Source organism: Pseudomonas salomonii (assembly GCF_900107155.1).
GTDB classification, from domain to species: domain Bacteria; phylum Pseudomonadota; class Gammaproteobacteria; order Pseudomonadales; family Pseudomonadaceae; genus Aquipseudomonas; species Aquipseudomonas salomonii.
This window is the reverse complement of record NZ_FNOX01000003.1, coordinates 482,560-504,942: the sequence shown is the minus strand read 5'-3', so window position 1 is coordinate 504,942 and position 22,383 is coordinate 482,560. Positions and strand designations below refer to the sequence as shown.

26 protein-coding genes are annotated in these 22,383 nt (G+C 54.0%); 14 read left to right on the top strand and 12 right to left on the bottom strand.

What is annotated here, in order from left to right:
* Positions 1–64 precede the first annotated feature (64 nt).
* The 3 genes from BLV67_RS09760 to BLV67_RS09750 are packed head-to-tail and all read left to right on the top strand — an operon-like array spanning position 65 to position 3,587.
* Complete coding sequence (locus BLV67_RS09760; RefSeq protein ID WP_065929077.1) at positions 65–1,258, top strand: CaiB/BaiF CoA transferase family protein; 1,194 nt, start codon at positions 65–67, stop codon at positions 1,256–1,258.
* On the top strand, positions 1,255–2,196 hold the full coding sequence (locus BLV67_RS09755) for a hydroxymethylglutaryl-CoA lyase (RefSeq protein WP_065929078.1): 942 nt from the start codon (positions 1,255–1,257) through the stop codon (positions 2,194–2,196). The genes BLV67_RS09760 and BLV67_RS09755 overlap by 4 nt, the downstream gene beginning before the upstream one ends.
* A 59-nt stretch (positions 2,197–2,255) precedes the next feature.
* Entirely contained in the window at positions 2,256–3,587 is a 1,332-nt protein-coding gene (locus BLV67_RS09750) for an MFS transporter (RefSeq protein WP_069788515.1), read from the top strand.
* Here BLV67_RS09750 and BLV67_RS09745 read toward each other — a convergent pair whose 3' ends face one another.
* Positions 3,588–4,076: a DMT family transporter gene (locus tag BLV67_RS09745; RefSeq protein WP_069788516.1), complete on the bottom strand. Its 489-nt coding sequence runs from the start codon at positions 4,074–4,076 to the stop codon at positions 3,588–3,590.
* 77 nt (positions 4,077–4,153) lie between these two features.
* Between BLV67_RS09745 and BLV67_RS09740 the strand changes: the two genes are divergently transcribed.
* The 4 genes from BLV67_RS09740 to BLV67_RS09725 all read left to right on the top strand — a co-directional run bounded on the left by BLV67_RS09740 (position 4,154) and on the right by BLV67_RS09725 (position 6,839).
* Positions 4,154–5,068: a LysR family transcriptional regulator gene (locus BLV67_RS09740; RefSeq protein WP_425272299.1), complete on the top strand. Its 915-nt coding sequence runs from the start codon at positions 4,154–4,156 to the stop codon at positions 5,066–5,068.
* An 18-nt stretch (positions 5,069–5,086) separates the two neighbouring features.
* Positions 5,087–5,497 carry a VOC family protein gene (locus tag BLV67_RS09735; RefSeq protein WP_069788518.1) on the top strand — a complete coding sequence of 137 codons (411 nt, stop codon included), beginning with the start codon at positions 5,087–5,089 and terminating at the stop codon, positions 5,495–5,497.
* A gap of 53 nt (positions 5,498–5,550) precedes the next feature.
* Positions 5,551–6,192 carry a LysE family translocator gene (locus BLV67_RS09730; RefSeq protein ID WP_065929083.1) on the top strand — a complete coding sequence of 214 codons (642 nt, stop codon included), beginning with the start codon at positions 5,551–5,553 and terminating at the stop codon, positions 6,190–6,192.
* A 119-nt stretch (positions 6,193–6,311) separates the two neighbouring features.
* Positions 6,312–6,839 carry a DUF4142 domain-containing protein gene (locus tag BLV67_RS09725; protein ID WP_069788519.1) on the top strand — a complete coding sequence of 176 codons (528 nt, stop codon included), beginning with the start codon at positions 6,312–6,314 and terminating at the stop codon, positions 6,837–6,839.
* A 53-nt stretch (positions 6,840–6,892) separates the two neighbouring features.
* On the opposite strand, the gene BLV67_RS09720 is transcribed toward BLV67_RS09725, so the two are convergent.
* Positions 6,893–7,318, bottom strand: a complete 426-nt coding sequence (locus BLV67_RS09720) for a low affinity iron permease family protein (protein ID WP_069788520.1) — start codon at positions 7,316–7,318, stop codon at positions 6,893–6,895.
* Between the two features lie 181 nt (positions 7,319–7,499).
* Between BLV67_RS09720 and BLV67_RS09715 the strand changes: the two genes are divergently transcribed.
* The gene (locus tag BLV67_RS09715; protein ID WP_069788521.1) at positions 7,500–8,282 is read left to right on the top strand and encodes a GNAT family N-acetyltransferase; all 783 of its coding nucleotides are present in this window, start codon (positions 7,500–7,502) and stop codon (positions 8,280–8,282) included.
* Here the strand turns inward: BLV67_RS09715 and BLV67_RS09710 are convergent, their stop codons facing one another.
* The 5 genes from BLV67_RS09710 to BLV67_RS09690 all read right to left on the bottom strand — a co-directional run bounded on the left by BLV67_RS09710 (position 8,283) and on the right by BLV67_RS09690 (position 10,944).
* Positions 8,283–8,783, bottom strand: a complete 501-nt coding sequence (locus BLV67_RS09710; RefSeq protein WP_069788522.1) for a methylated-DNA--[protein]-cysteine S-methyltransferase — start codon at positions 8,781–8,783, stop codon at positions 8,283–8,285. It abuts the gene before it with no gap.
* An 88-nt stretch (positions 8,784–8,871) separates the two neighbouring features.
* Entirely contained in the window at positions 8,872–9,195 is a 324-nt protein-coding gene (locus BLV67_RS09705; protein ID WP_065929087.1) for a hypothetical protein, read from the bottom strand.
* A 74-nt stretch (positions 9,196–9,269) separates the two neighbouring features.
* Complete coding sequence (locus BLV67_RS09700) at positions 9,270–9,680, bottom strand: type II toxin-antitoxin system HicB family antitoxin (protein ID WP_065929088.1); 411 nt, start codon at positions 9,678–9,680, stop codon at positions 9,270–9,272.
* Between the two features lie 22 nt (positions 9,681–9,702).
* Positions 9,703–9,885: a type II toxin-antitoxin system HicA family toxin gene (locus tag BLV67_RS09695; protein ID WP_017736377.1), complete on the bottom strand. Its 183-nt coding sequence runs from the start codon at positions 9,883–9,885 to the stop codon at positions 9,703–9,705.
* Positions 9,886–10,050: 165 nt separating this feature from the next.
* The gene (locus BLV67_RS09690; RefSeq protein ID WP_069788523.1) at positions 10,051–10,944 is read right to left on the bottom strand and encodes a LysR family transcriptional regulator; all 894 of its coding nucleotides are present in this window, start codon (positions 10,942–10,944) and stop codon (positions 10,051–10,053) included.
* A gap of 95 nt (positions 10,945–11,039) precedes the next feature.
* Between BLV67_RS09690 and BLV67_RS09685 the strand changes: the two genes are divergently transcribed.
* Both BLV67_RS09685 and BLV67_RS09680 read left to right on the top strand, forming a co-directional pair.
* On the top strand, positions 11,040–12,203 hold the full coding sequence (locus BLV67_RS09685; RefSeq protein ID WP_069788524.1) for an MFS transporter: 1,164 nt from the start codon (positions 11,040–11,042) through the stop codon (positions 12,201–12,203).
* On the top strand, positions 12,200–13,399 hold the full coding sequence (locus BLV67_RS09680) for an MFS transporter (protein WP_069788525.1): 1,200 nt from the start codon (positions 12,200–12,202) through the stop codon (positions 13,397–13,399). Before BLV67_RS09685 ends, BLV67_RS09680 begins: the two co-directional genes overlap by 4 nt.
* Here the strand turns inward: BLV67_RS09680 and BLV67_RS09675 are convergent.
* Positions 13,384–13,692, bottom strand: coding sequence for an addiction module antidote protein (locus tag BLV67_RS09675; RefSeq protein ID WP_069788526.1), 309 nt, complete (start codon positions 13,690–13,692; stop codon positions 13,384–13,386). The genes BLV67_RS09680 and BLV67_RS09675 overlap by 16 nt on opposite strands.
* A gap of 2 nt (positions 13,693–13,694) precedes the next feature.
* On the bottom strand, positions 13,695–13,988 hold the full coding sequence (locus BLV67_RS09670) for a type II toxin-antitoxin system RelE/ParE family toxin (protein WP_065929094.1): 294 nt from the start codon (positions 13,986–13,988) through the stop codon (positions 13,695–13,697).
* A 464-nt stretch (positions 13,989–14,452) separates the two neighbouring features.
* Here BLV67_RS09670 and BLV67_RS09665 point away from each other — a divergent pair, with 464 nt between their 5' ends.
* The 4 genes from BLV67_RS09665 to BLV67_RS09650 all read left to right on the top strand — a co-directional run bounded on the left by BLV67_RS09665 (position 14,453) and on the right by BLV67_RS09650 (position 19,595).
* Positions 14,453–14,692 (top strand): DUF6124 family protein, encoded by a 240-nt coding sequence (locus tag BLV67_RS09665; RefSeq protein ID WP_056857397.1) that lies wholly within the window; start codon positions 14,453–14,455, stop codon positions 14,690–14,692.
* Positions 14,693–15,171: 479 nt separating this feature from the next.
* The gene (locus BLV67_RS09660; protein WP_074854447.1) at positions 15,172–15,360 is read left to right on the top strand and encodes a hypothetical protein; all 189 of its coding nucleotides are present in this window, start codon (positions 15,172–15,174) and stop codon (positions 15,358–15,360) included.
* A complete protein-coding gene (locus BLV67_RS09655; protein WP_074854446.1) occupies positions 15,361–18,846 on the top strand; it encodes a tetratricopeptide repeat protein in 3,486 nt (1,161 codons plus the stop codon). It abuts the gene before it with no gap.
* A gap of 164 nt (positions 18,847–19,010) precedes the next feature.
* The gene (locus tag BLV67_RS09650) at positions 19,011–19,595 is read left to right on the top strand and encodes a hypothetical protein (protein ID WP_141722775.1); all 585 of its coding nucleotides are present in this window, start codon (positions 19,011–19,013) and stop codon (positions 19,593–19,595) included.
* 320 nt (positions 19,596–19,915) lie between these two features.
* Here the strand turns inward: BLV67_RS09650 and BLV67_RS09645 are convergent, their stop codons facing one another.
* The 3 genes from BLV67_RS09645 to BLV67_RS09635 are packed head-to-tail and all read right to left on the bottom strand — an operon-like array spanning position 19,916 to position 21,956.
* Positions 19,916–20,119 carry a hypothetical protein gene (locus BLV67_RS09645; RefSeq protein ID WP_069788529.1) on the bottom strand — a complete coding sequence of 68 codons (204 nt, stop codon included), beginning with the start codon at positions 20,117–20,119 and terminating at the stop codon, positions 19,916–19,918.
* Between the two features lie 17 nt (positions 20,120–20,136).
* Positions 20,137–21,579, bottom strand: coding sequence for a relaxase family protein (locus BLV67_RS32350; protein ID WP_141722776.1), 1,443 nt, complete (start codon positions 21,577–21,579; stop codon positions 20,137–20,139).
* Positions 21,579–21,956 carry a hypothetical protein gene (locus BLV67_RS09635; RefSeq protein WP_069788531.1) on the bottom strand — a complete coding sequence of 126 codons (378 nt, stop codon included), beginning with the start codon at positions 21,954–21,956 and terminating at the stop codon, positions 21,579–21,581. Before BLV67_RS09635 ends, BLV67_RS32350 begins: the two co-directional genes overlap by 1 nt.
* Positions 21,957–22,383: the final 427 nt, after the last annotated feature.

Here is a 22,383-nt window from a genome sequence, read left to right as displayed (position 1 = left end):
TGGATTTATCGCCCGTCTGTCCTCTAGCCTTGGCTGCACATTCCAAGAATAAGAGGACCACCCCATGACGGCGCCGTTGAGCGGTATCAAGGTGATTGAAATCGGCACGCTGATTGCCGCCCCGTTCGCCGCGCGGATGCTGGCCGAGTTCGGCGCCGAGGTGATCAAGATCGAAGCCATGGGCCAGGGCGACCCGCTTCGCAAATGGCGAAAGCTGCACGAAGGCACGTCGCTGTGGTGGTACTTGCAATCGCGTAACAAAAAGTCGCTCGCACTGGACCTCAAGTCCCCGGAGGGCCTGGGGCTGATCAAGCAACTGCTGGGCGACGCCGACGTGTTGATCGAAAACCTGCGCCCCGGCGGCCTGGAGAAACTTGGCCTGGGTTGGGACGTGTTGCATGCGTTGAACCCCAAGCTGACCCTGGTGCGCATCTCCGGCTACGGCCAGACCGGGCCTTACCGCGATCGCCCAGGATTTGGTGCCATCGGTGAGGCCATGGGCGGCATTCGCTACACCACCGGCAACCCCGACTCGCCACCGGCGCGAGTGGGCGTGAGCCTGGGTGACTCGCTCGCCTCGCTGCACGCGGTGATCGGCGCGCTGATGTCGTTGTTGCGGGTCAAGACCGGGCAGGGCGAGGGGCAAGTGGTCGATGTGTCACTGGCCGAAAGTGTGTTCAACCTGATGGAAAGCCTGGTGCCCGAATACGACATGCTCGGCCATGTGCGTGAGCGCAGTGGCGGCGCCTTGCCGGGTATCGCGCCGTCCAACACCTACCTGACCGCCGACGGCGCCTATGTGGTGATCGCCGGCAACAGCGACCCGATCTACAAGCGCCTGATGCACACCATCGGCCGTGCCGACCTGGCCGAAGCGCCGGAGTTTGCCCACAACGACGGCCGCGCCGCCAAAAGTGGCCTGCTCGACGCGGCCATCACCCACTGGACCAGCAGCCTGCCTATCGACCAGGTACTCAGCGCGCTCGAAGCCGCCGAGGTGCCGGCCGGGCGCATTTACTCGGTGGCCGATATCGTCAGCGACCCGCACTACCAGGCCCGTGACATGCTGCTTAATGCCCAGCTGCCCGGCGGCGTGTCGGTGAAGATGCCCGGCATTGTGCCCAAACTCTCCGAAACCCCCGGTGGTGTGAACTGGCAGGGCCCGAGCCTGGGCCAGCATACCGATGACATCCTCGGCAGCCTGGGCCTCACCGGTGCCGATATCCAACGCCTGAAAACCGCGGGAGTGGTGCAATGATTACTGATTATTCCGACACGCTGATCGTGCAGGAAGTGTCGCCGCGCGATGGCTTGCAGATCGAACCGACCTGGGTTGAAACCGCCGACAAGATTGCGCTGATCAACGGGCTGGCCCTGGCCGGTTTTTCGCGAATCGAGGCGGGTTCCTTTGTGTCGCCCAAAGCCATTCCCGCATTGCGTGATGGCGAGCAGGTGTTCCAGGGGATTGAGCGCCGGGCCGGTGTGATTTATGTCGCGCTGATCCCCAACCTCAAGGGCGCCCAGCGCGCCATCGAGTCGCGCGCCGATGAGCTGAACCTGGTGATGTCGGCCAGCCAGACCCACAACCTGGCCAATATGCGCATGCGTTGCGAGGCGTCGTTGGCCGCCTTTGGCGACATCGTCAGCTTTGCCGCCGACCACCCGGTGCGCCTTAACGGCAGCATTGCCACCACCTTCGGCTGCCCGTTCGAAGGCAAGATCGATGAAGACCGCGTGCTGCAAATGGTCGACGCCTATCGCGAGCTGGGCATTGCGGGCATCACGTTGGCCGACACCACCGGCATGGCCAATCCGCGTCAGGTCGAACGTTTGGTCAAGCGCGTGCTGCAACAGGTGCCGGCCAGCGATTTGACCCTGCATTTTCACAACACCCGTGGCCTGGGGTTGTGCAATGTGCTGGCCGCTTACGAGGCCGGAGCCCGGCGGTTTGACGCGGCCTTGGGTGGCCTCGGCGGTTGCCCGTTTGCGCCGGGGGCGTCGGGCAATATCTGCACCGAAGATTTGGTCAACCTGTGCGAGGAGGTCGGCATTCACACCGGCATCGACCTGCCGCACCTGTTGCAAATGTCCCGCCGCTTGCCGGCCTTGCTGGGGCATGAACTGCCCGGCCAAGTGGCCAAGGCCGGGCGCAATGGCGACCTGCACCCGCCACCGGCTTACATCGCCACGCTGTAACGCGCGACCAGACAACAAAAACAATCGGGCGCCTGTGAGCAGCCCGCTGGAGAGAAACCATGAGCACTAATACGTTAGAGGCCGGCGTGCGCCCGGCCGCTGAAATCGATGCCGAAAAAGCCCTGGTCAGCAAGGTCGCCTGGCGCCTGATGCCGCTGATCATGGTGTGCTACCTGTTCGCATTTTTTGACCGTATCAACATCAGCTTCGCCAAGTTCCAGCTGCAAACCGACCTGAGCCTGAGCGACACCGCTTATGGCCTGGGCGCCGGGTTGTTTGTGGTGGGTTACGTGCTGTTCGAAGTGCCGAGCAACATGATGCTCTACAAGGTCGGTGCCCGCCGCTGGATCGCACGCATCATGATGTCGTGGGGCCTGGCCACGGCGGCCATGGTATTTGTCACCGCCGAATGGCAGTTCTATGGCCTGCGCTTCATCATTGGCGCCATGGAGGCGGGGTTTGCGCCGGGCGTGCTGTATTACCTGACGCTGTGGTTCCCGCAGCACTTTCGTGGGCGCATCACCTCGATGCTGTTCCTGGCCTCGGCGTTCGCCGGTTTGGTCGGCGCGCCATTTTCCGGGCTGGTGCTGGAGCACCTCGACGGCGTGCTGCAAATGCGCGGCTGGCACTGGCTGTTCCTGCTCGGCGGCTTGCCCTGCATCGGCCTGGGTTTTCTGGTGCTGACCTTGCTCAAGGACCGCATTGAAGACGCGCATTGGCTGACGCCTGCCGAGAAAACCCTGCTGTCGAGCCGCATCGCCAAGCATGAGCCGAACCAGCACGGTGGCTCGCTGCTTTCGGCGATCCGCATTCCTGGGTTTTTGATGCTTGGGTTTATCTACTTTCTGATCCAGGTGGCGTCCTACGGCCTCAACTTCTGGGCGCCGCAATTGATCCGCAGTGCCGGTACCCAGAGCCCGGTGATGATCGGCCTGCTCACCGCCATTCCCTATGTGTGCGGGGCGATCAGCATGGTGGTGATCGGGCGACTGTCGGACGCCACCGGCGAGCGCCGCAAGTTTGTCTGCGGCCTGGTGGTGCTGGGCGCCATCGGCTTCTTCTGTGCCGGGATCTTTGCCGACCACACCACCTTCCTGATCATCGCCCTGGGCCTGCTGGGCGCGGGCATTATTGCTTCGATCCCGGCCTTCTGGACGCTGCCGCCCAAACTGTTGGCCGGCGCCGGTGCGGGGGCGGCCGGTGGCATTGCGGTGATCAACACCCTCGGGCAGTTCGGCGGTATCGTCAGCCCGGTGATGGTGGGGCGCATCAAGGACCTTACCGGCAGCACCACGCCGGCGCTGTATGTGATCGGCCTGTGTGCGCTGTTGGCGGCGGCGCTGCTGCTGTGGGGCTTGCCACAAAAACTGCGCACGCTCGACAAGGGCTGATCAGCCTGCCGTGGCCAGGGCGCGAGCCGGTGTGGCGCTGAACTGAATCAGTGCTACCCCGCCAATCAACAACAACGCCCCCAACACGCGGGGCGTTGTCAGTTGGCGCTCCACCAGGCCAAACAAGCCAAAGTGATCGAGCAGCAGCGAAGCGAGAATCTGCCCGGCCATGGCCAGCGCAATAAACCCCGACGCGCCGAGCTTGGGCAGCAACATCAACGCCAGCGAAATAAAGCACACCCCAAACGCGCCACCGGCCCACATCCACAGCGGCGCCTGGGTGATAAAGGCCAGGCTCGGCAAGGGCAGGCGCAGCGCGATGATGATCGGCAGCAACACAATAATGCTCACCAGCAGTGACGCCAGTGTGGCCCACAACGGGTGCCCCAGCCCGCGCCCGAGGCTGGCGTTGATCGCACTCTGAAACGGCACCACCGCACCGGCGATCACCGCCAGTGCCAACAAACCTGCCCAATGCAACGTCGTCATCTCAGTACTCCCAGAGGTTTTGCTGGACTCTAGGCTATTCGTCGCGCAAATTTAAATTCCAAGTTCTTATGCCGAGCATGCAGCTGATGAATGATCTGCGCCGCATCGACCTCAACCTGTTGGTGATCCTCGACGCCTTGCTCAGCGAGCAACACGTCACCCGCGCCGCCGAGCGTTTGCACCTGAGCCAGCCGGCGGTCAGCCATGCGCTGGCGCGTTTGCGTGATCTGCTCAGTGACCCATTGCTGGTGCGCCAGGGCGGCGCTTTGGTGCCCACCGCCCGCGCGCTGGAATTGGCTGCGCCGCTGGCTGAAGCCCTGGCCCAGGTGCAGGCGCTGCTGGCGCCCAACCGGTTTGAACCAGCATCGGCCAAACGCCGGTTTCGTGTGGCGATGTCGGATTACAGCGCGGCGATTTTCCTGCCGGGGCTGGTCCGCACCTTGCGCCGTGAAGCGCCCGGCATCGACTTGCAAATCGTCCAGGCCAGCCGCGAAGGCATGGTCGACGGCGTGCTCAATGGCGACCTCGACCTGGCTGCCGGGGTGTTCCCCGACATGCCCGCCGAACTGCGCACCACACCGTTATTCAACGAGCATTACACCTGCCTGATTGACCGCGACAGCCTTCCGCCAAACGGTGTGCTGGACCTGCCGACTTACCTGTCACGTGCGCATGTGTTGCTGGAAATGCGCGGCAGCGGCACCCCGGAGATCGAACGGGCGTTGACGGCGATTCGTGAGCGCCGGCATGTGGCGATCAGCCTGCCGCACTGGGGCGTGGCGCCGCAGTTGATCCAGGGCACAGACCTGATTTTGACGGTGTCATCCCGAGGCTTGCTCAGCATCGATCAGCAACACCTGCTGACTGTGCTGCCGCCGTTTCATATTCCTTCGTTTGCGTTTGAGCTGGCGTGGCATGCACGGCGGGGCGGGGATTCGGGGTTGCAGTGGTTGATTGGGCAGGTGCAGGGTGTATTGTCCGAAAGTCATTGATAACAGGAAATAATAAAAATGCTCTCAGGCCTTAACCACCTGACCCTTGCCGTCACCGACCTGAACCGCAGCATCAGCTTCTACCATCAATTGTTGCAACTTCGGCTCGACGCGAGCTGGTACGGCGGCGCCTATCTGTCGCTGCCCGGTTTATGGCTGTGCTTGTCCCTCGACCTATTGCGCTCGCCAGAACCTGCGGCTGAATACACGCATTACGCGTTTACCGCCGATACCGGTGGTTTCGCGGCGCTGGTGGCGCGCCTGCGTGCTGCGCAGGTGCAGGAATGGCGCGACAACCGCAGTGAAGGCGCGTCGTTCTACTTTCTCGACCCCGATGGCCACAAGCTCGAAGCCCACGTCGGCGATCTGGCCTCGCGTTTGCAGGCCTGTCGCGCCAAGCCTTATGCCGGAATGACGTTTTACCCGTAGCGGCGGAACGTGCAGAATCCATCCACTTCATCACCGTCTATCGAGTCGCGCCCATGACCCTATCCCTGCTGTTCGCCGTGCTTGCTTCGGGTTTTATCTACGGCATTACGCCAGGTCCAGGCGTGCTCGCCGTATTCGGTATCGGCGCTGCCCGTGGCCGTCGTGCCGGGGCAGGTTTTTTGTGCGGGCATTTGCTGGGTGACGTGGTGTGGTGCAGCACGGCGTTGATTGCCATCGTGGGCGCGCGGGAAGTGGGCAGCACAGCCTTTGATGCGCTGGGCGTGCTCAGCGGCTTGTACCTGTTCTGGCTCGGCTGGCGTGCGATCCGTACCCAGCGGCGTAGCGGCGATGCACCTCAGGGCGCGGCGCGGCATCCGTTCTGGCACGGTATTGTGTTCGGTCTCACCAACCCCAAGGCTTACCCGGTGGCCGTGGCGACCTTCACCGCGTTGTTGTCCAGCCGTGCCGAATTGCTGACATGGGCGATGCTGCCGTCGTTGATCTTCCTGAGCTTTATCGGTGGCCTGTTGGCCTATGCCATTCTGATCGGCGTGGTCGGCGCTCAACGTGTGCGTACGGTGTATCAGCGCCATGAAATCCTCATCACCAAACTCTGTGGCGTGATGTTTATCGGCTTCGCCATCAATGCCCTGGCGCACGCGTTGCCGGGCCTGTTTGGCAGCAAACCGGCCTGATACAGCGACGACCGTTCGTCGCACTGGCAAGTTTTTTCTAAACCTTTGCCGCCCTGAAAATTCGAATTCAGGGCGGGGCGTCTGTGCCCGCACCTATTTTTGACCTGGAGGAACCCATCATGAGCCGCATGGCTATCCGGTTACGCACCGCCAGTTTCGCGATGCTGCTGGGCCTCGGCGCCAGCAATGCTTTCGCCCAGTCGCCTGCTGAATTCATCGAGCAGGCTTCGGCCAAAGGGATGGCCGATATCGAAACCAGTCGCATGGCCCACGCCAGAACCTCGTCCCAGGAAATCAAGGACTACACCATCGAGGTGATCAACGAGCGCACCAAGGCCAACCAACACCTGGCGGCCATCGCCAAGAAGCTCGACTTGCCGGTAGCGCCGCGCGAAAAGATCGTTGATAAAGCCGAAACCCTGATGCCGGAACTCAAGGACGGCGACTCGTTTGACGCCGCTTACACCGCGCAACAGGTCAAGGAAAACGAAGACGCCATTGCCCTGTTCAAACAGGAAGGCGCGGCGTCGGACGTACCCGAAATCAAAGCGCTGGTGGATGAGACGCTGCCCAAGCTGGAGGAGCGCCTGCAAAAGGCCCGCGCCTTGGCGTCGACCTATGGCAAAGGTCATCAAGGCGACGGTTGAGTCCATCACTTGAGATAGAAAACGGCGGTTGGATTTTCTCCAACCGCCGTTTTTTATGCCTGGTTCAGATCGGTCTTGTTGGTCACCGCATCGTCAACCACTTCGCCGCAACTGCTGTTAAGGCTGACACTGCCTGCCGCGCCGATGCTGCGGTATTCCCGGCGCAGTTTTTCCAGCTCTTTACGGTCCAGACCATCAAGGCTGAGCACGGCGTTTTGCGCATCCTTGGAGACGCGCAGCAACTCGTCGATCTTGATATGCAGGATGTCGTTGTCGCGGTTTTGCGTGTTCTGGATCAGGAACACCATCAGGAACGTGATGATGGTGGTTGAGGTGTTGATGATCAGTTGCCAGGTGTCATTGTAGTGAAAATACGGCCCGCTGAGGCTCCACAGGCAGATCAGCGCGACAGCCGCGTAGAACGTGCGGGCACTGCCTGCCCAGCGGGACAGAGATTGGGAGACTGCAGAGAATTTCATGACCGTTGTTCCTTGACCGTTGGGTGATGAAACTATGGACTGCAAGCGTGCTTTGAAATTTCTTTTTACATTTGGGAATTGAACAAAGTTGTGCTCTTTCCTTCGGCTATTTTAGGAATAGGCCTACTCCGGCGTATGAATGGCGCGAGCAAGACTGGTTTTTTTATCCGGATGTTCTTCCATGCACGTTAACGCCGCCTGCGACTTGCCCACGCTCTACGCTAAAACCGAAGAGCATTTTTTTGCTGCTGTGTGCTCAACGCATCGCCGATACGGCGGCGGCATCAACGCTTATTTCACGGATGAGTATTTCAGCCCGTTCAATTTATTGTTTATCCGGGTCGGCAGCTCTTTGCCGGATAACGCTTTGGCCGCGCCGCTGGAGCTTGTCCGGCGTACCACGCAGGCAATACGCGTGGTGATCCATGAAAAAAAGGTCGAAGAGCTGGGTGAGGTGTTTTTGGCACACGGCTTTAAGCCGGTCGAAAAGACCACCGCGATGGTGGGTGACCTGGCGGGCCTGGCGCCATGGGTGGGCGATAGCGGTGTGCAGGTCCAACTGACGCGGAACATGAACGATTGGGCTGAGCCCTTTGGCAGTGCGTTCATGAGACTGCCCGAGGAGGTTGCGCGTTATCAGGCCCGCCATCAGCGGGCCCTGGACGCGGGTCAGGCGCTATACCACTTCACCTTGTCCGATGAGCGGCAGGTAAGGTCTTCGCTGGTGTTGTCACTGTGTGATGGCGAGGCCCGGCTCAGCGACATCGGCACAACCCTGGGGTTTCGTGGCAGGGGGTACGCCTCCCGATTGATCCACGCCGCTTTGCTTCACGCGTCGAGCCTCGGGGCCCTGCGATGTTTTCTAGAGGCCTCGCAGGGTGCCTTCGCGTTGTATCGGCAATTAGGTTTCGAGCCTTTGTACGAGTGCCGGGCCTTTACCCGTGACGCCATTGCAGACGCGTAATCAGAGGGCCAGCTTTGCCTGGCCGCGGTCTTCAAGCGCCAGTAAATACTGCTTGGCCTCAAGGCCTCCGGCAAACCCGGTCAGCCCGCCCGAGGCGCCTATTACCCTGTGGCAGGGCGCAATGATCGAGATGGGGTTGCGGCCATTGGCTGCGCCTACCGCGCGCACGGCCTTGGGGTTGCCGATCTGCTGGGCAATCTGGCTGTAGCTGCGGGTTTCGCCGAAGGGGATGGTCAGCAGGGCCTGCCAGACTTGTTTTTGGAAATCGGTGCCGTCGAAATCCAGCTCCAGATCGAACTGCTGGCGAGTGCCAGTGAAGTATTCCTCTAGCTGGCGCTCGGCTTCCAGTAACACCGGGCTGTCGTCGGTTTGCTGCAACTCGCCCAGGCGCACGCGATTGGCGCGTTCTGTTTCCCACAGGATGGCGTTGAGTTTGCCGTCGCGTGCCACCAGGGTGAGCTGGCCGACGGGGGAGGGCATGAGCTTGTAGTGGTAAGGCATGAGCGGATTCCTTGGAAATGTAGGGTGCCACTTTCCACCTTGTGGGCGGTTGGGAAACCCAGTTTCTTGCGGTCAAATCCTGCAGGGACTAAATGCTCCAGTGAATCCAGCTACCGGAACCATAGGCCCAAGCGACGAAAACGATGAACCAGATGATCGAGGGCGTCGACAGTGCCACCCATGAACCGAGGTTAAGTAGCGCAAGGGCGGTTGCGCACAGTGTGATGCCTCGACTGGCGTTCTGCCTTGAATACCATACGCCATAGATGGATCCCGCCAGAGCCGCTGTCGACGCCATGCGCCCGAGGCCGAAAGGGATTGGCGTCAGCGGTAACAGCAGTGGAATGATCAATACCAGCCCCACCACCTTTCTAACTACTTGGTTCTCAGTTTTTTGTACAGGCACGCGCATTGGCTCTGCTCATGGGTAAGACAGGTGCGCATTTTAACCAAGGTCGTCTTCGTCGCTTTAGGACTTTGCTTAAGTCAATGTTCCTGCTGCAGAACCTTTAGTGCTGCCGATGCCAGAAAGCCGGAACGGCTTTTTTCTTCAGGATGATGCAACACGTATTCATCAATTCGATTGAGCAGGTAACCCGGCAGGGTGATATTGAGCTTCTGCGCTTTGCCCAGGTATTTAGTGACATCAATATCAACCACGGCCCAAATGCAGCCGGCATATTCCGGGTTGGCCGCGTGCAGGGTGACTTTTTGTGCAGGGGGAATCGGCGCGCCATCCTCTGCAAGGATTTCGAAGTGCCCTTCGATCGCTTCGCGGGCCATGGCCATGGCGTCGTCCAGGTCGTCGCCGGCGGAGTAGCAGCCAGGAATATCCGGCACTTCCACGCCCCAGGCGTTTTCCTGGTCACCGGTTGAAATTGCGATGGGGTAAAGCATGTCTATTGCCCTCCAGGGACGCTCAGCTCAGCAGCGCCTGTTTCAAAATGCTCTTGGCGGTCTTGTCCAACAGGTCTTTCTTGGGATGAGGAATCGTCACCAACCCCGGTTTGGTCGGGTGTTTGAAGTGGTGGTGACTGCCTCGGGTACGCACCAGGTACCAGCCATCCGCAACAATGTGACCTATCAAATATCGGCTATCCACCGCACCTCCTTGTGGTGTGTTGGTGGCGACTATAACCACTGAAAATAAACTATCAACACTCTACCTACCGACGGCTGACGACCGGCGTTTCGGTAAGTGCTGAATGAAGTGTATGAGCCTTTGAAAACGGCGTCGTAGAGAGGTATTGCGGGGATTTTCGAGGTGTTACTCGGTGTGTAAAGCCTGGGCGAGCACCGCGAGAAATGCGTCAGCCAACAGGCTTTTGCCGGCTGCAGGTGTCAGCACTAACAGTTGCGCACAGGCATCCACCTCGACCATGGGTTTATAGGTGACGCCCTTGTTCATCAAGCTGCGGGTACATTCGGGCACCAACGCCACGCCCTGTCCGGCGGCCACCAACGCAATGATCGAGGTGATCTGCCGCCCGGTCGGCCCGGCACGCAGGGGCACGCCGTAGTGTCGGTACAACTGCTCGATCGACTGGTTCAACCCCGACCCGTAATCGGGCGGAAACAGAATCAGCGGGTAAGCACTGAGCTGCGCCAGGCTCACCTGCGTTTGGCGGGCTAACGGGCTATCACTGGAAACCGCCGCCCACAAACGCTCCTCACCCAGCGACAACGCTTGCACGGCCTGGCTTTGCGGCAACAGGCGGCTTAGCCCGACATCCAGGCGCCCATCCGCCACTTGCGCGCCCAAGCTGCCGGAAGCGCACTCCACCAAGGTCAGTTGCACATCGGGGAAACCCTGGGCGAAAGCCTGGATCGCCTGGCTGAACAGGTCCGACAGCGCGATCGAACTGACGTAACCCAAGGTCAGTTGCCCGGCGGTCCCGGCGGCCAATTTACCGGCGATGACCTGTGCCAGTTCCACCTGTTCCAACACGCCGCGCGCATAGGGCAGGAACGAACGGCCCTGGGCGGTGAGGGAAACCGTGCGGCTGGTGCGATCAAACAACTTGAAGCCCAACTCCGTTTCCAGCGCCGAGATCTGCCGGGTCAGCGGAGGCTGGGCCAGGTGCAGGCGAAGGGCTGCGCGGCCGAAGTGCAGTTCTTCGGCGACCGTCAGAAAGTAACGCAGCTTGCGTAGGTCGAGCATCCTGATCCTTGGGTATTGATCGGTTCGAATTCGGTATTGGTTTAAGACCCGCTGGCCATTCTATAAAGACCTCACAAAATAAAACGAGAGGTTTCATGAAACCGCGCCTGCATTGTGCCCGTCTTGCCCTGTTCCTGTGTGGCTGCGCGGCGTTTCTGAACCTGTATGCCACCCAGAGCATCCTGACCACCTTCGCCGCGCAGTTTCATATCAGCGCCAAGGCGGCGGGCTGGAGTATTACGGTCACCACCCTGGCAGTAGCGATTACCGCGCCGTTTGTCGGCCGGCTGACCGGGCGTTTCGAGCAGCGTACGGTCATCGCCGTGGCCGCGCTGTTACTGGCTGTGCCCGCGCTGATGACCGCCTACGCCGGCAGCTTTGCCGAAGTGCTGGTGTGGCGTTTTGCGCAAGGTATGTTGATCCCGGTGGTGTTTGCCACCAGCGTGGCTTACATCGGCGACCGCTGGCGCGGCGCCACGGTGACCGAAGTCACCAGCCTCTATGTGGCGGGCACCGTACTGGGCGGGTTCGCCGGGCGCTTCGTCATCGGCGTGATGACCGAATATGTCGGCTGGCGCGAGGCCTTCGAATTGTTGGCGGTATTGAGCGTGATGGTCGGTGGGTTCATTCAGTTTTTGCTGCCCGATAACCCGCCGCGAGTCGCACCGGTCAAGGCTGCTTCGTCAGGCGTTTTTCGCAAGCCGTTGGTGGCTGCCTACGCCGTCGGGTTTTGTGTGTTGTTCTCCCAGGTTGCGGCCTTTACCTACGCGGGCCTGTACCTTGGCCTACCGCCTTTTAACCTCGGGCCTGCGGCCCTGGGCACGCTGTACATGGTGTTTCTGCTGGCCTTGATCGTGATCCCGATCGCCGGCCGCCTCAGCCAAGCCCGGCCTCACGCCGAGCTGCTGGCCGTCGCTGGCGTGCTGGGCATCAGCGGCTCGGCACTGACCCTGGCGCCGTCGCTGTGGTGCATCGTGGCGGGGCTGGCGCTCAGTTCGACCGGGGTCTTTCTCGCCCAGGCCGCCGCCAACGCGTTCATCAGCGCCACTGCGCAGGGTAACAAGGCGAGTGCCGTGGGCGTTTACCTCACGTGTTATTACCTGGGTGGCAGTTGTGGTGCCATCGTCCCCGCCTTGATGTGGGAGCGCTGGGGCTGGGCGGGGTGTGTAGCGCTGATTATCGGTTTTCAACTGCTGACGTTGCTGATCGCCCTGACGGGCTGGAAGCCTCTTAAACCTGAGTTGATCCAAGCCTCATGAACGACGCTATCGCTGTGCCTGCCCGCGAAACCTCGACCCGCCGCCGCTCGCTGATCGCCGGCTGCGGCGCCCATGCCGTACACGATGGCCTTACGGATGTGATCTACGTGCTGCTGCCGATCTGGCAGGCGCAGTTCGCGCTCTCCTACGCCCAGATCGGATTATTGCGCGGTGCCTATTCCGGGATGATGGCCGTGTTCCAGCTGATGGCCAGCCGCGCGGCGCGGCGCTGGGGCCGTCTGCCGATGTTGGTAGGCGGCACTGCGCTGGCGGGCGTTGCGTACTTATTGGTGGGGCAAGCCACTGGGCTGAGCCTGTTGCTATTGGCGCTGCTGTTAGGCGGTTTGGGCGCCAGCACCCAACACCCATTAGCCTCTTCGATGATTACTGATGCTTACGAGAACGGCGGCGGGGTCAAGCAAGCGCTGTCCCACTACAATTTTTCCGGCGATATCGGCAAAACCCTGATCCCGGGGTTGGTCGGGCTGTTGCTCACCGTCATCAGTTGGCGCGCCAGTGCCACACTGTTGGGGTTGCTCGGCCTGGCTGCGGCGGGGTTGTTGTGGTGGCTGGTGCCTGCGCAAATAGCCGAATCCGTGTCTACAAAAACGGCCAAGCCGACTGGCGGAACGGGCTCTGTCACCGGCCTGCGCGCGTTGATTCTTACCGGTACCCTCGACAGCGCCGTGCGCATGGGCTTTCTCACTTTTCTGCCGTTTCTGCTGCAAGCCAAAGGCGCGGGAACTGCCGGCATCGGCCTGGCGTTGACGCTGCTGTTTATCGGTGGCGCGTTCGGCAAATTGCTCTGCGGCTACCTCGGTGCCCGCATCGGCATGATGAAAACCGTATGGCTGACGGAAACCAGCACGGCGCTGCTGATCATTGCTGCTGTATACCTGCCGCTAAGCGGGCTGATGGCGATGCTGCCGCTGCTGGGCCTGGTGCTCAATGGCACCTCTTCAGTGCTGTACGGCGCCGTGCCGGACCTGGCAACGGCGGGTAAACGCGAGCAAGCGTTTGCAGTGTTTTACACCGGCACAATCGGCGGCGGCGCGCTGGCACCCGTGGTATTTGGTGGGGTGGGCGACGCGCTGGGTGTACCGGAAGCGGTGATGGTACTGGCGGGCATGTTAATGGTGACGTTGCCGCTGGCGTGGTTGGTGCAGCGGGGTTGCGAGCCTCAAACAGTCGAATAATTGCTGGTATGCCCAGGCCGAGCCAACAGATCAATGCCCAGTGAGTGAAGCACCTTCAGAACCGTTTCAAAACGAGGTTTGGCGCCTGGGGCAAATGCCTTGTACAAACTCTCGCGTCCTACGCCCGCATCAGTGGCAATCTTTGTCATGCCACGGGCTTTGGCTACATAGCCTAATGCTCGAAGGAACTCCTCGTTGTCACCGTCTGCCAGCACCTGAGAAAGGTATTCGCTGATGGCCTCATCACTGTCGAGCAGCTCGGCCATATCAAATGTCGTCAGTGTTTGAGCCATGATCAAACCTCCTTTGCTAATTTTTTTGCTCGCCGTATATCGGCCTCTTGTGAAGACTTGTCGCCACCTGCCAGCAAGATGACGACCTCCCTGCCGCGCAGGGTGAAATAAACGCGATAACCCGCACCCACGTCTATCCGCATCTCTGAAACACCGCCGCCCAGCACCTTGAAATCACCCAGATTGCCCACACTGGCTCGCTCAATACGTCGAGCAATGGTGATTTTTGCGCGCAGATCGCGGATTGCCGAGCACCAGTGAGTGAAGGCTTGGGTTTGCTGGATCGAATAACGCACGGGGCCTCACAGAGTTTCACTGTATCTACTTGGATACGGGTTGGCAAGAGACACGTCTGTGTCGAAGGCTGGGGAGAGTGATGCGAGGGCGTGCCGGTTTCAAACGTTCTTCAGGGTTTTCCTATTGCCAGAATTTACGGTCTGAAGGAGAACGGTACGGCGGTCCTGAATGTTGTGTTATTGCCTACACAACACGCAGAATCGTCTGAGTTGTACGCCTTGGACGAGCGCTTTAAGGTTCGTTTGCCGCTGCCCATCAGCGGTCGGGTTTAGTAGCCCGATTTGATCAACGGCGTATGGCTGTCCTATCAGTCAGGCATCTCGATGTCTGTTCTCAATGGTGGCTGTACGCAGGGCACTTTCGGGTGCGCCGGTTTCGTTGATCCGCCGGTCTACTAACCTGCATACAGCCGCCACCCATTGTTTAGTAGCTCTGGAAGGTGGTCCTTACCGAGGATCAACAGATGTGTACTGACGCCTGTAACCCCACCGCGACCCTGTTCAGCGTCCGCCCCGAAGCCAACACCGAAGCCTTGCTCGCCAACGCTTACGAAACCATTGCCGGAGCGGGTGCCATGACCAACGAGTTCGCCGAAAGCCTGCCTTCTCAACATCGCTACCTGGCCTTGGCCATTCAGCAAATGATCGAACTGGGGCTGATGCTGGTAGAAGCGGCACAAGACCGCGTCGACCGCGCCGCGTAGGTTTTTCACGCCCTGCAACAGGCTTGCCTTCCCAGGCCGCACATACCAAGGGGAAGGGGAGCCAGATACCCTGCATCGGAACAGGTCGCTCACGCATGAAGCCAAATTTAGAACATAAAAAAACCAGCCACCAAGGGCCGGTTTTTTTGTGCATCTCCCACCAGAACCAATCTGACGCAAGACCAAAATCTGAGTGGAGCGGGTAGAGGGAATCGAAATTCCCAATAAATACTGGCTTATAATGCCTTATTTTCGCGTAGCCATACACACAGCCATACAAAGTCGAGTGGATTTTTCGGGAATCCTTAAACGACCGCACGATATGATGTAACAAAAAGTTTCTTGAATTCATTACCACCGTATTGAGATATGAGCAAATTCCGGCTAGCGGCCTTCTTTAAGCTGCCAACACCATGGCGGATTGCTATCCTGTGGAGTAGGATTTCGCTTATACAGATTCTCAAAACTAAGGGGCTAAAATGAGCTTTTCATTATTCGAAAAACCGGAGTTGGCAATTGGGTTGGCGCTTGGCTTTTTGTTTTTGGTTTTCATAACGTTTAAGTTTGTATGGAAGCGAAATGTAAATGTCAAAGCGAAAAAGGGTTCCGTAGCTATTAATGGTGAAAATAACGGCGATATAACAATAAAGAGCCGAAAAGGGAAGTAAATGCCAAGTATTTGGGATCTATTTAAACGGCGAAGTAAGACAGAATTGCCTTCTACTGTTAGCGCTGACAACTCAAGCGTCGCTATCGCCGGCGATAATAACGGAAGAGTTATATATAACGATATTGATGATATTGAAACTGCATTGACAAGGGCGCTCGTAAAGCAAGCTGCAATTATCAATAATAGCGATGTTGGAGAGTTAGAGACAGAAATAGATCGGCAAGTTAATTTGTATCGAGATAAAATGAATTCTGGCGCAGTAAATGATGCGCTGAATTTGTTCAATGAGCTGCTCCTGCACCAAGCCCAGAATTTAACGCCTTTACTTATTTTTAGGGTAAAAGCAAATATTGCCATCTGCCAACATCAACTTGGAAAGGTCGATGAGGCTGCACGGTTGCTACATGAAGCATGTACATATGCGCCTAAAGATAAAAGAGCTGTAGCATATAAGGTCCTTGCCTACATTCTTGATGAAAATGTGGATGAAGCACTCTCTTATGGGGCTGCCGAATTAGAACGGAATGATGATAATGAGCTTTTAGCTGGGTTTATACTCCAGGCTACACGTATTAAATACCAATATTCAGAGGAGTTTGTTGATCCCATACATGGCTTCTCTGAGATTGTGAAAAAAACAAAAAGTGTCAGGTTAGCTCATATTCACTTATTAGCTTCCCGCGAAATTCAAGGTTGGAGAGAACTGGCAAATTTGTTCCTCGAAGAAAATCCAACTGACTCTCAAGCAAAGAATTTAGTTGCTACAGGTATTTTGCATCATTATATTCAAGAAAGGCAAAGTCCAAACGGATTTTCATTTACCTCAAAAGACATCGAACAAATCAATCTGGCGGCTGAATATTTTAATGTTGAATGGGCCGCGTTTAAAGCGAGTGATCGAGTTGCTAACTCTGGTGACTTTCAGAACGTTCAAAACCTACTGATACTTTACAAACTGAGTCAGAATCGTGAAATGCTACGTACTGAATGCGAGTACGTACTTGAGAATATGGCAAATAATCAGGCAGTTATCGATACTGTTGTCAAATGTCTGTTAGATTTCGACGAGAACGAGTTATGCGACGAGGCACTTAAGAAAATTACTGACAGGGAAGAAGCTCGAAAGCTGAAATTCCTAAGTATGGTTGCTCGTAAGGACTGGGTTGGGCTTAATAAATTTCAAGATTATAGTTTTTCAAAGTTTGACGGCGCATTTTTGCAACATGCGAAGATAGTTGTGTATATCGCGAGGGCATTCAAAGGGCAAGCTAAAGGAAAAATGGACCTGGAGAATCTTCTTGGCAACGAAAAGTTAGATAGTCGCGCACGTCTATTGCTTTTTGAATTTGCTGCGGAAAGTCAGATTCAATCAATTGCTATTTTGGCGCATGACTATGGGCGCACGCGAATAAATAAAGATAGTGATGTTATCGAGTTTTATCACTATATGAAGTTGGTACGATTTCTCCAAGGTTGGAAAGAGATTGTTAGCCTACTTGGCTCTTACCCGAACATTCATGAAAATTATGACCTTGTACACATGCTTGCGCTTGGATATTTGAATGAGTATCCAATACGCACTGAAGCGGTTGCCTTCTACGAAAAGCTCAAAGAAAGATACAAAGGATTCGAAATTTTACTTGGTATCTTTCATTTCAAAAGAAAGGATTACGAAGCTGCGAAGGAATTTCTGCACCAGTATTTAATCGCTGGCGGGAAAGAGCTTTATGGACTTTTGGTCGTATGCGAAATTGCTAAGCTGGAACGTGATAAAGAAAGTTTGCTAAGAATTCTCACCGACAATGAATTAGAAGAGTTTATTGGCACTGCTGAGCAATTCATGCAGGCGGCTGATTATTTGGTGCAAGCTGGTATGTCAGCTAAAGGACTGACTTTGGCGTACGATACTTATGACGCTAACCAGAATAATCACAGAGTAGCTCTTGCTTATTTTCAAGTTTTTTTATTGGCTAATAAAGAAGTACTGCCAGATGAGTCGGCCACTGTAGGCCCCGGCAGCTATGTGAAACTCCTGTCCTCGGATGGTGTAGTCATAGAGAGAATGGTAGAGATTTCCGTGCACGATGATTTGGCACTAGACATTCAATCTGTAGATCCGTATGTAAGGAAGGTACTCGGTCGAAGTGTGGGATATGAGTACGAGCAATCTAAGCTGCAAGGCAAGATTATATGGAAAGTCGAGGAAGTTAAGCACCGATATCATCAAGCCTTTCATCAGGTTTGCAATACGTTTGAAAATAGGTTTCCTGAAGAAGGAGGTTTGTGGTCTATCAAGATGGAAGAGGGCAACATTCAGCCATTGCTCGACTTTGTTAAAGGTCAAGCAGAGCAGGACGAGAAATTTCTAGCTACTATAGTTGAGAGTAATATTCCGCTCGAAATCGCCGCAGGAATGTGGCGGAAAAATATTTTTCATGTGGTTGATTTAATGCGGTCTACTGTAGGCCATATCCAAACATGTTTAGGTACAGAGGAAGAGAGAATTATTGCAGCTGACTGCGTTCAGCGATTCAGAGGAAAGTCTGTAGTTTTAGACTGCTATACGGCATGGGTCGCCGTAGAACTTGGCCTTTTAGATGCGTTGAATCAGTATTTTGGCGAAGTAATTATTTCGCAAAGTACAATTCTTATTATGCAGCAGCTTATGGGGGAGTTTGATGGGCTCTCTAACTCCAGGATGAGTATTGGCTGGAGACACGGGGTCTTTACCCGGTCAGAATATAGTGAGTCAGACCTCCAGGCTCAGCGGGACCTTATTGCCCTTAGAATCAAGGATCTCCAGGATAAATGTGTAATAAAGCAGTATGCTTTCTCAAGTGATTTAGATGAATTGACGGAACAGTTGGTTAGTATAAAAGCGGAAGCGATAGAACCATATTTTTTGGCAGCTGAAACTGGAGCACTATTCGTATCGGAGGATGCTTATTCAAGAGGGTTTTCAGCGAATATTTATAAGCTCAAAGATAGTACTTGGTTACAGCCAATAATAAATATTCTTGTCCATGAGGGGGCTATATCTGGGGATCTGTATGCTCAAATGATTCTAAGTTTGTGCCATCGTCAACACAACTATGTATCGGTTAGCTCTTATGTTCTTGAAAATATCTTTAAAAAAGATGAAAGTTTAAACCTTCAAGATTTTTCAGCGCTGTGCGGTTATATAGGCGGAAAAAATGCTGAGGTTGAAAGCCATTATAATCTAATCTCCGGTTTTATCTTGCAACATTGGATTTTTGATTATAATCCGACATACAATAAGACACTAGAGCGGTTGTTGAAGAAGAGTCATGGTGACGCATTTCCGTCTGCAAAAACTATGAGGGCTACAGCTCTATTGTTTGATCGGCTGATTAAAATGCCGAGTGGAATATCTACGCTAAACAATTTGGTAGGTTTCCCAATCTTAAGGCTGAGAAAATTTGTAATAGGTTGGTGGAAAGGTCACTTCTACAAAAATGAGTAAATATTTAGAGAGAGGCATATTGACATCATTTTCGTCCTTGAGTATAAGTCTCATTCTTAAAATGGATTGAGGCTTTTATGGAAACGAGAGCGGGTATTTATAAGGTATTAGACAGTGATACCAGCAGTGCCGTATACGGTGAGATAGACCAGCATGGGGGGTACGTGAGTACATCCCACTCTACCGGTGCTTGGATTAAGGATGTCGGCACTGGCAAGGTTGAGCAATTAAATCTAATTAATACAAATATACCGCTTAAAACTGGAGCGACTATCGGCATTGGCTTTGGTGGAAATTACCCACTTGTATTTAAACGGTCACAAGAAGTCCCTTATGAGGAGACTTCTATAGTCAAGAATGTTAAAACGCCTGGTAAGTCTTTCAGGTTCGCTCTGATGATTGCATTCTTATCAGCTCTGCCGTTTATTGGATGCGCCGCAGGTGCCATTTTCGGGGTAATTCTGATACTAGTACCAGGCTGTGGGCAAAAAGGCTTCGGTGTTGCGGACGGAAACCGCTTAGTAGGCGTCTCGACTCTAGTTACCAACCTACTTATCGGGAAAGGCATGGTTGACGCGATTTATGCTTCTCGGTTTGTTGAAAGTTATGTGACATCAACGCTAGTTTTAGTAGTTGCCCAAGTTGTAATTAACTACATAATTCTGAAGAGGTCGTCCGAGAAGTCGATGAAGGTTGTAGCCGCAGCTAAAGAAAAATTAGAATCTGTGATGCAACAACAGGTCGTCTAGTGTGATTGTGGTTCACGGTTTGGTTTTTAATCTTTTAATTAATAACTGCAATTTGGTTGTTAATGTCCTCTGAGTGCGTCGCGATCAAATAATTCTGCTCTGGAGTGGGGTGGAGCGGAATTACCTAGCGTCCGAGATTCTGGGGTTTCACTTTTATTGCTCTCGATGGGGGCGGTTTCAGTTCCAGTGTCGATAGCGTAAGCGATTCAGTTTCACTGGCTTTATTCATGGCAAATACTGAAGCTAAGTGACTCTTAGCGCTTCGCAGGGCTGATTCCGCTATCATCAACTGCTTGAAACATTCTACTAGTAGTTTTTTCTCACTTCTGGTTATCACGACGGTTATCCTTAATTTGTATATAGTTAATTTTTTCTACGATAAGTTTTTTGCCTAGGTCTATAACTGCAATATTTATGCTAATGCTCAATATTGCGAGAAAGATAAAGGTAGAAATTTCTATTTTGGTTAGCGGTTCTGAATCATTAAATTCATTAGTGTCAATATTTGAATTTTTGGCTGTCATATGTATTTGTTCCTGATTTAGCGTTGTAGGTCAAAATTTTTTCTTGATTCAATTGCTTCTTTATTTGCCCTGGCAGCGTTTTTTTGATTGATCTCATTTCCTTCCATACGCTTGATCCGGAGCACCCTATCCGCTTCTGGATCCCCAGTGTCAATCGACTCCCCCCCGAACCCCAAGGCCTGTATTGGCGCTAAGGGAATCGATGCATATACAGCCGTGGAAACTATTTTACCAATGGCTGGATTTGACGATTTAAGATTTGAAGCTCCTTGCTGAATAAGCTGAGTTGAGTCTCGAAAGCATGAACTTGCTGTAGAAGTCCTATGTTCTGTGTCTTTAACTGTTCGCTCTGCTGTTGCAATAATTTTATCAATCTCTCTTCCAAAGGAGTCATTCAGCTCACCGTTTTTATTAAGATTACGATTTGGGCGATCAATACCATTGCTACTATAAGCCCTACTAGTTTGATTGATTTGAAGAACGTCGCCATGTTTTGCTCGATGGATATTTTGTAGGTCTTTATAGTTTTTGCTGTTTCTCGTGAGGCTGAGTGCTTTTCCGAAGCGCTTTTCGATAAAGCCTTGACGCTCATTGAGTGCTGCTTTATATCTTCGAGCAATTTCAGGTTTTGCGAGATAATTTTTTCGTTCTGCGCTTTTTGTTTTTGTGTCTGTAAGCTCAGATACGCCAGTGAATCGTTCATGATAAATTTCTCCTTTAAATCTTATTGCTTTCTCCGCTCCAGGGGCCTTTATAGACAAGTAGTCTTTGCCCGTACGGGTAATATCAAATCCTGCTGTTTTTACTAGTTTAATAAGCTCCTCGCGGTTGTTGATCTCGCCTTCGATAACCGCTTGTTTGAAAAAATCATTTAGTTTTTCGCGTGTCGCTTTATTGTCCGTCGGTTCCCATTCAATCTTTGTTGTGACTCGTGCACGTAGCGGATCACGTGGGTCGTCTAAGCCGTATTTCACATTAATTAAGTCAGTTAGCGCGTCCATTTGCCTGTATTTTCCGTCCCCAGGTGGCGCTGGATTCCATGCACGATCGACTTCATAATTGTGCCGGGGCAAAACATAGTGCAGTTCAAGCCGATCAAGGTGTGTATGAGCAACAATCAGAATGTGCTGATGCTCTTCGGCAATTCCAGCGAACAGCATCTCTTTCAAGCGGCTTGTAATATCGAGGATTGAAGAGTCCCAGCCAGCTGACTCAAGTTTTCTTGTATCCTCTTTGGTGAACGAAAGCACGCCGCTAGTATATTTGTGTTTATGATCAAGTGCATCGATCATCCGCTTCATAAGTTCCGGACTGCCGTCGATCACTTCTGGTAGAGGTCTCCTAAGAGCCCACACGCCTTCTTCCTTGTCATAGTACTTCTCATCGATCATGTAATTGACTGGTCCGCTCCCACCGCCCCCGCCGCTTCCTGAATGTCTGCTAAAACCGTGCATTGCCATCACAGATCTCCTAGCAATTCGTCTTTCAGCTGAGCAATTTCACGTTCGATGTCGATTAAACAGGACAGGATTTTCAGGGAGTTGCTACTTTCTTTGAACGTGTTGCAATGTTTGGCAATCATATTCAACTGACTACCGAATTTGTTGTACGCCGCCGTCATCACTAATAGCTCTTTCGTGTTCTTGGGAGCGGCTATACGCTTTATCGTGATAGTCGATGTACGGGCTGATTGCAAAAGAAGTTGTGATAATGAAATAAAGTTTTCAGCGGCCTTTTTTTTAAGCTCAGTTTTAAGTTCTTTTTTTAGTTTTACGTGAATGCGAGTTGTTTGCAGTTTTGGCTGTTTCTTAATAGGTAAGTTGTCTTGTTCGCTCATAAATCCACACTGATCTTTATTTTTATTATGGGGGGTGGGGGACCCCCACGTTTTTAGGGTTCAAGGGTAACCCTTGCAAGGATCAAGGAGGGCACGAAGTGCCCACCTTGAGTAGCCTTGTTCCTCTTAGTAATATAGTAGCACTCTTTTGATTTAAATTGTTTGGGTGGGGGTGTAAAGTTGACTTGTGTTGAGTGGATAAAAAGTTGTTCTTAATGGCTATGGAAGGGTTTTTTAAATTGTTAGTGCCTGTAATATGAATTTTTAGTCTAATAGCTACTTGTTGAGGTATTTAATTGTGGGATTGGAACTCCAGTAGTTAGTGACTTCTTAATCTGGAATTACCAAAAGCGTAGGCAATACGGCAGCGTACAAGAACAAAGATGAGGTATGCGATTGTCCTATTGTCAATGTGATTGACATAGAA

Coding starts and splice junctions, on each gene's coding strand:
- BLV67_RS09760 (WP_065929077.1), top strand. CDS start 65: ATGACGGCGCCGTTGAGCGGTATCAAGGTGATTGAAATCGGCACGCTG.
- BLV67_RS09755 (WP_065929078.1), top strand. CDS start 1,255: ATGATTACTGATTATTCCGACACGCTGATCGTGCAGGAAGTGTCGCCG.
- BLV67_RS09750 (WP_069788515.1), top strand. CDS start 2,256: ATGAGCACTAATACGTTAGAGGCCGGCGTGCGCCCGGCCGCTGAAATC.
- BLV67_RS09745 (WP_069788516.1), bottom strand. CDS start 4,076: ATGACGACGTTGCATTGGGCAGGTTTGTTGGCACTGGCGGTGATCGCC.
- BLV67_RS09740 (WP_425272299.1), top strand. CDS start 4,154: ATGCAGCTGATGAATGATCTGCGCCGCATCGACCTCAACCTGTTGGTG.
- BLV67_RS09735 (WP_069788518.1), top strand. CDS start 5,087: ATGCTCTCAGGCCTTAACCACCTGACCCTTGCCGTCACCGACCTGAAC.
- BLV67_RS09730 (WP_065929083.1), top strand. CDS start 5,551: ATGACCCTATCCCTGCTGTTCGCCGTGCTTGCTTCGGGTTTTATCTAC.
- BLV67_RS09725 (WP_069788519.1), top strand. CDS start 6,312: ATGAGCCGCATGGCTATCCGGTTACGCACCGCCAGTTTCGCGATGCTG.
- BLV67_RS09720 (WP_069788520.1), bottom strand. CDS start 7,318: ATGAAATTCTCTGCAGTCTCCCAATCTCTGTCCCGCTGGGCAGGCAGT.
- BLV67_RS09715 (WP_069788521.1), top strand. CDS start 7,500: ATGCACGTTAACGCCGCCTGCGACTTGCCCACGCTCTACGCTAAAACC.
- BLV67_RS09710 (WP_069788522.1), bottom strand. CDS start 8,783: ATGCCTTACCACTACAAGCTCATGCCCTCCCCCGTCGGCCAGCTCACC.
- BLV67_RS09705 (WP_065929087.1), bottom strand. CDS start 9,195: ATGCGCGTGCCTGTACAAAAAACTGAGAACCAAGTAGTTAGAAAGGTG.
- BLV67_RS09700 (WP_065929088.1), bottom strand. CDS start 9,680: ATGCTTTACCCCATCGCAATTTCAACCGGTGACCAGGAAAACGCCTGG.
- BLV67_RS09690 (WP_069788523.1), bottom strand. CDS start 10,944: ATGCTCGACCTACGCAAGCTGCGTTACTTTCTGACGGTCGCCGAAGAA.
- BLV67_RS09685 (WP_069788524.1), top strand. CDS start 11,040: ATGAAACCGCGCCTGCATTGTGCCCGTCTTGCCCTGTTCCTGTGTGGC.
- BLV67_RS09680 (WP_069788525.1), top strand. CDS start 12,200: ATGAACGACGCTATCGCTGTGCCTGCCCGCGAAACCTCGACCCGCCGC.
- BLV67_RS09675 (WP_069788526.1), bottom strand. CDS start 13,692: ATGGCTCAAACACTGACGACATTTGATATGGCCGAGCTGCTCGACAGT.
- BLV67_RS09665 (WP_056857397.1), top strand. CDS start 14,453: ATGTGTACTGACGCCTGTAACCCCACCGCGACCCTGTTCAGCGTCCGC.
- BLV67_RS09660 (WP_074854447.1), top strand. CDS start 15,172: ATGAGCTTTTCATTATTCGAAAAACCGGAGTTGGCAATTGGGTTGGCG.
- BLV67_RS09655 (WP_074854446.1), top strand. CDS start 15,361: ATGCCAAGTATTTGGGATCTATTTAAACGGCGAAGTAAGACAGAATTG.
- BLV67_RS09645 (WP_069788529.1), bottom strand. CDS start 20,119: ATGACAGCCAAAAATTCAAATATTGACACTAATGAATTTAATGATTCA.
- BLV67_RS32350 (WP_141722776.1), bottom strand. CDS start 21,579: ATGGCAATGCACGGTTTTAGCAGACATTCAGGAAGCGGCGGGGGCGGT.
- BLV67_RS09635 (WP_069788531.1), bottom strand. CDS start 21,956: ATGAGCGAACAAGACAACTTACCTATTAAGAAACAGCCAAAACTGCAA.